The 5,821-nt window shown below is 59.7% G+C and carries 5 protein-coding genes and 1 pseudogene; all 6 read left to right on the forward strand.

Annotated features, from left to right (window positions below; all coding sequences use genetic code 11):
* Nucleotides 1–1,302 (forward strand): glycoside hydrolase family 3 N-terminal domain-containing protein (locus Q0K06_RS13515; protein WP_294553577.1); only part of this gene is annotated, 1,302 nt, incomplete at its 5' end.
* Between the two features lie 14 nt (nucleotides 1,303–1,316).
* The gene (locus Q0K06_RS13520; RefSeq protein WP_294553579.1) at nucleotides 1,317–2,003 is read left to right on the forward strand and encodes a hypothetical protein; all 687 of its coding nucleotides are present in this window, start codon (nucleotides 1,317–1,319) and stop codon (nucleotides 2,001–2,003) included.
* 10 nt (nucleotides 2,004–2,013) lie between these two features.
* A complete protein-coding gene (locus tag Q0K06_RS13525) occupies nucleotides 2,014–4,248 on the forward strand; it encodes a glycoside hydrolase family 3 N-terminal domain-containing protein (RefSeq protein WP_294553581.1) in 2,235 nt (744 codons plus the stop codon).
* Nucleotide 4,249: 1 nt separating this feature from the next.
* Nucleotides 4,250–4,642, forward strand: coding sequence for a hypothetical protein (locus tag Q0K06_RS13530; protein ID WP_294553583.1), 393 nt, complete (start codon nucleotides 4,250–4,252; stop codon nucleotides 4,640–4,642).
* A gap of 5 nt (nucleotides 4,643–4,647) precedes the next feature.
* Nucleotides 4,648–5,499 carry a sugar phosphate isomerase/epimerase gene (locus tag Q0K06_RS13535; RefSeq protein ID WP_294553585.1) on the forward strand — a complete coding sequence of 284 codons (852 nt, stop codon included), beginning with the start codon at nucleotides 4,648–4,650 and terminating at the stop codon, nucleotides 5,497–5,499.
* 102 nt (nucleotides 5,500–5,601) lie between these two features.
* Nucleotides 5,602–5,821, forward strand: a pseudogene (locus Q0K06_RS13540) (glycoside hydrolase family 2 protein); the annotation flags it as partial.

Here is a 5,821-nt window from a genome sequence, read left to right on the forward strand (position 1 = left end):
GACCTGAACAAGTACGAGGGCGCGGAGGACCAGCAGATTACCTACCTCACCCGCAATGACTGGGTGGGCACCTTCCCCCAGGAGCCGGTATCCCTGCGGGTGACCCAGGCGATGTGGGACGACGGACTGACCCACGAGGAGTCCGGCCGGGCGGCCCTGGTGGAAAAGTACAAGGAACTCTATTGGTCTGACGTCACTGAGGCGCCGGAGGTGGGCGTCAGCGGCACCCTGAGCGCCATCGACTTTGTGGACGTCCCGGCGGATGACCCCACCTGGCTGGACCTGGTGGACCAGATTCCCTATGAGGCAATGTTGAATCTGGTTTACAATGGCGCTTATCAGACGGCTGCCCTGCCGGAGATCTCGCTGCCCGGGACCCGGGAGTCGGACGGACCCACCGGCTTTACCAAGAGCCTGCTGGGGGGCAGCAGCGGCATGGCTTTCACCTCGGAGGACGTAATGGCGGCCACCTTCAACCCGGAACTGGTAAAGGAGGTAGGGAAGTGTATCGGCGAGGATATGCTCCATGCCCAGTCGGATAATACGGTCACTCTTATGGCGGGCATTTACGCGCCCGGAACCAATATCCACCGCACCCCGTATCTTGGCCGTCACAATGAGTACTACTCCGAGGACGGCTGGCTGTCCGGAGAGATCTGCGCCGCCGAGGTGCAGGGCATCCGAGATCGGGGAATGTTGGCATTTGTAAAACACTTTGCCCTCAACGACCAGGAGGAGGGACGCTACGGCATCTCCACCTGGAGCAACGAACAGGCCATCCGGGAGCTGTATCTGGAGGGCTTTGAGGGCGCAGTCCGCGGTGGAGCCATGAATGTCATGAGCTCCTTCAACCGCATTGGCGTGGTATGGGCAGGCGCCCACCACGGCCTGATGACCGGCATCCTCCGGGATGAGTGGGGCATGGAAGGCGCGGCCATCACCGATATGTCCATGAACGCCAGCTGGATGGACTATCGTCTGGGTGTGCTGGCCGGACAGGACTACTGGTGCGGCCAAAAAGGCAGCATGGGGACCCTGGATGGGAGCGAGGACGACCCCGCTCTCGCCACCGCGGTGCGCAATGCAGTAAAGCACATCGTCTACGGCGTGACCCGGACCAACGTGATGAATGTGGGTGACGCCACCGTGGTTTCCATCATGCCCTGGTGGCAGGTGACCCTCTACTCGGCCACCGGCGTGCTGGCCGTTCTCACGGTGCTGTGCGCGCTGATGGCGGTGCGTACCGGGAAAAAGGCAAAGTCTGCCGCCCAGGATGTATCCTCAAATGAGGAAGGAAAATAAAAGGAGAGAAACCAGTGAAACGGACTTATCAGAAATGGCTGGGCATCACGGCCGCCCTGGCGGTGGTGCTGGCCCTGGCGGTGAGCCTCACCAGCACCGCTTTCTATTACAGCGGCTATGTAAACAGCTTCCTGGGCTTAACGGGAGGACAGAGCATCGAGGTGAGCGGGAATACCAATTACTATCCCTCTGCCTATGGAGAGCTGAATGCAGAGAACTCTGAGCGGCTCCTGGCCGACACAAGGGATCACAATATCCGCGCCATGCATGAAGGCGCAGTGCTGCTGCGCAACGAAAACAACGCCCTTCCTCTGAGTGCGGAGGAGCGCAGCGTTACCTTTTTCGGCAACTCGGTGAAGGACCCGGTATACAAGTCCAACGCCGGCAACGCCAGCTTCAATGCGGACCGGGGCGGCGAGCTCTACGCCGCTTTTGAAGCGGCCGGCTTTGAGATTAACCCCGTTCTGCGGGAGGCCTATGCCAACAGCGGCGTCACCCGCACCTCGGCCGCTACCCGGGGGACCTCCAGCATCGGCGAGGTGCCTGTGAGCTTCTATACCGATGACCTGAAGGCGTCCTTTGCCGACAACTACAACGATGTGGCCTTTGTCCTCCTCACCCGGTACGGCGGCGAAGGGGTGGATCTGGATCCAATGGATGCCGAGGGCGTACCCATGCTCTCTCCATCAGGAAGAGGCTGATCTGCTGAGAATGATCCACGACAGCGGGGCGTTTGCCAAAACCGTGGTGCTGATCAACAGCCCCTACGCTATGGACGTGGAATGGATCGAGCAGGAGGAGTACGGCGTAGACGCCTGTCTGGTATTTGGCGCGGTGGGAGACTACGGTTTTATCGGCCTGACTGATATCCTGACCGGCGCGTCCGACGTGTCGGGGCACCTGCCCGACACCTGGGCCAGCAGCTCCCTCTCCGCCCCCGCGATGCAGAACTTCGGCGACTATCAGTTCACCAACCTGGAGAAGATGTACGGCGACCGCTACCTGGTCTATGCTGAGGACATCTATGTAGGCTACAAGTACTATGAGACCCGCTATCAGGACCAGGTCCTGGGGGTCAACAATGCCGGCAGCACCGCAGGAGCCTTTGCCAGCGCGGAGGGCTGGGACTATGCCGCTGAGATGGCCTATCCCTTTGGCTACGGACTGTCCTATGCCCAGTTCACCCAGGAGGTGGAGTCCATCACCTGGGATCAGGATGCCCATACCGTGACCGCGCAGGTAAAGGTCACAAATGACGGCGGCTTTGACGGCGTTTCCAAGTCTCTGGTGCAGCTATATGCCCAGGCGCCCTGGGAGCCTGGACAGGTGGAGAAGTCCGCCGTGCAGCTCATCGGCTTCCAGAAGACGGGAGAGCTGGCCGCCAGAGAGAGTGAGACAGTAACCATCACGGTGCCGGACTACTACTTCGCCTCCTATGACGAAAACGCCGTCAACGGGGCCGACAGCACCAAAACCGGGTGCTACATCCTCGATCCGGGGGAGTACTACTTCGCCATTGGCGACAGCAGCCACGACGCCCTCAACAACATCCTCGCGGCCAAGGGCGCAAGCGGAATGTTTGATGAAAAGGGCAACACTGTCCCCGGGGACAGCTCCAAGGCCGTCAAGGCAGAGCTGGCAGCCTACGACAATACCACCTGGGCTGTGCACCCCAGCACCGGGACCGTGGTGTCCAATCAGCTCCAGGACGCCGACCTCAATGAACATCTGCCCGACGCGGTTACCTACCTGACCCGGGCGGACTGGAACACGTTCCCCGTGAGCGTTACCGGGCTCACCGCCACGGATGCCATGGCTGAGGGGATGGTGGGCGCTACCTATGTCAAGCCCGCTGACGCGCCTGACACCGGGGATATGACCTTCGGAGAGGACGCGGGACTCAAATTGGTAGATATGAAAGATGTGCCTTATGGCGACGAAGCGTGGCAGACCTTCATCGAGCAGCTCTCCGTCAACCAGCTGGCCACCATCTGCGGCGATAACCGGGGCAATGTGGCCATTCCTGAGGTGGGTAAGCCGGCCAACGCCTCCACCAACGGCCCCTGCGGTATCCAGGGCAGCTATGTGAAGGGGAGCGGAAAAGCCTGCACGCTCTATGTGGACGAGCCCATCCAGGCGGCAACCTTTAATTTGGAGCTGGCCGCTGAACGGGGTGCCCTCATGGCGGAGGAGGCGATGTACGCCGACGTGACCATGGTCTTTGGGCCTGGGGCCAATATCCACCGCACCGCTTACCTGGGGCGCAACAGCGAGTATTTTTCTGAAGATGGCATGCTCAGCTATTTTATGAGCCGGGACACTGCCCGGACCATGACAGAGAAGGGCATCATCACCGGATTCAAGCACTTCTGCCTCAACGACCAGGAGGTGAACCGCCACGGCGTGGCCACGTTCTCCACAGAACAGGCCTGCCGGGAGATTTACTTCCGGGCCTTTGAGGGCGCCATGTCCGATGATAACGCGCTGGGCGTGATGACCAGCTACAACCGCATCGGGCTGACTGCCTCCCCGGCTCACCGGGGCGCCCAAATTGAGATCCTCCGCAATGAATGGGGCTTTAAGGGCATCAATATTACCGACTCGTCCAAAGATGCATCCGACTATGTGCTTACTGCCGAGTGTATCACCGGCGGCACGGACCTGTTCCTCTCCGACACAGGCCGCACCAGCCAGCTGACCAATTTGGCGATTAAAGAGCGGGACGGCAACATCCTCCGCTGGATGCAGACCGCCAATGAGCACTTCTATTACGCCCACAGCCGGAGTGTTCTCATCAACGGCCTCTCCGCGGAGACTGTCATTGAACAGACTATCTACTGGTGGCAGCCCACCCTCATTGGCATCTGTATAGGTGTCGGTGTGCTGGCAGTAGTATCTTTGGCAGTGTTTTTCGGGAAGGCATATCTCAGAAAGGAGCGCAAGTGAGATGAAAAAGCCCTTTGAAGGCCGGAACTTCGGCTTTTATGTACTTTTTGCAGCGGCGCTTGTTGCACTGGCCGGAGCTATCCTCTATCTGGTGTTGGACGGGGGAGATCGCACCTTTACCATCCTTGGATTCCTGCTGGCGCTGGCCGGGGCAGTCTCCACCATATTGGCGGTGCTCACCCGGCTGAAGTTCGCGCCTCTGGTGCCCACTGCTCTCTATGCCGCAGCCAGCGCGCTTGTGCTCCGGCTGGCGCTGCCCAGCCTGTCTGACCTATGGAACAAGGTCAATTTCATCGGTGGAAACGCCGTGCTGGGCATGACGTTTGCCGGCGTGTTCCTGCTGTGTGCCGTCCTGGGCACTGTGTCCTGTTTTACTGGAACAGAAAAGAGGTAAGCAAAGTGATTGTCAAAGCGGTTCAGCAGATCATGCTGGGAAAGGTCACCCGAACAGAAAAGGAGACCTTTACTACCCTGGAGACCATCAAATTTGCTGGTTACGACGGCATTGAACTTAACGGCTTCATGATCCGGCCTACCGGCATCCTGGTGCGGGCGCTTACCGCCGCCGCCGGGATGCCGGCGGGGCGGGGCGGAGCCTATGACTGGGCGTCCCTCACCCGGGAAGCGGGTTTAAAGGTGGTCGCCCTGCACGAGGATTTGGGTACGCTCAAGGCGGACCCGGAGGCTGTGGCGCAGCGGGCCGCAGAGCTGGGGACCGACAAAGTGGTAGTCACCGGGATGTATCGCTTTGATTACACCGACCGCACAGCGCTGGCAGGGCTGTGCGCCGACCTGAACAGGTGCGGCGCACGCCTGCACGCGGCGGGGATGGAGCTGCTCTATCATAATCACAATGTGGAGCTGTGCCGGATCTCTGAGGGCGGAGAGCGTGCCTATGAGTACATCCTGCGTGAGACCGACCCGGAAGCGGTCGGCTTTGAGTTCGACAGTTACTGGTTTACGGAGGCCGGGGCTGACGCTGCGGAGTGGATGGAGCAGCTGGGCGGACGTATGCGCCTATGGCACATCAATGACCGGGGGTCGCGCCAGCGCGGCCCCTCCATAACCCCGATCCTGAAGTCTGACAGCATGGAACTCGGGTGCGGTAATATGAATTTAGACCGCTTGACGCGGCAGGCCAGGGCCAATGGCATTCAGGCCGTTGTGCTGGAGAGCCACCGAAACCATGTGGAGCACAGCGCCATTAAAAGTATCCAACGTTCGGCTGCATATCTGAATCAAAATTTCTAAAAGTTCTTCAGGAAGAGGCGGAAGAAGAAATTCCTGAAGGAGGCGCAAGAGAGGGAAGTTCCGGTAGCAGTGATACGAATGCGGAAGGAGAGACGTGTACATATGACACGAGAGAAGATCAACATGAATGGGAATTGGACCTTCCACGGCCCCAAGGGTGCGCCGGAGACCATCGATCTGCCTCACACCTGGAATGCGGTTGACGGGCAGGACGGCGGAAACGACTACTGGCGCGGCACCTGTACCTATGAAAAGACGTTTCCCATGCCCGAATTTGACCCGGAGACTCAGACGGTATACCTGGAGTTCCAGGGCGTAAACG

The organism is uncultured Pseudoflavonifractor sp., assembly GCF_944387805.1.
Taxonomy (GTDB): Bacteria; Bacillota; Clostridia; order Oscillospirales; family Oscillospiraceae; genus Pseudoflavonifractor.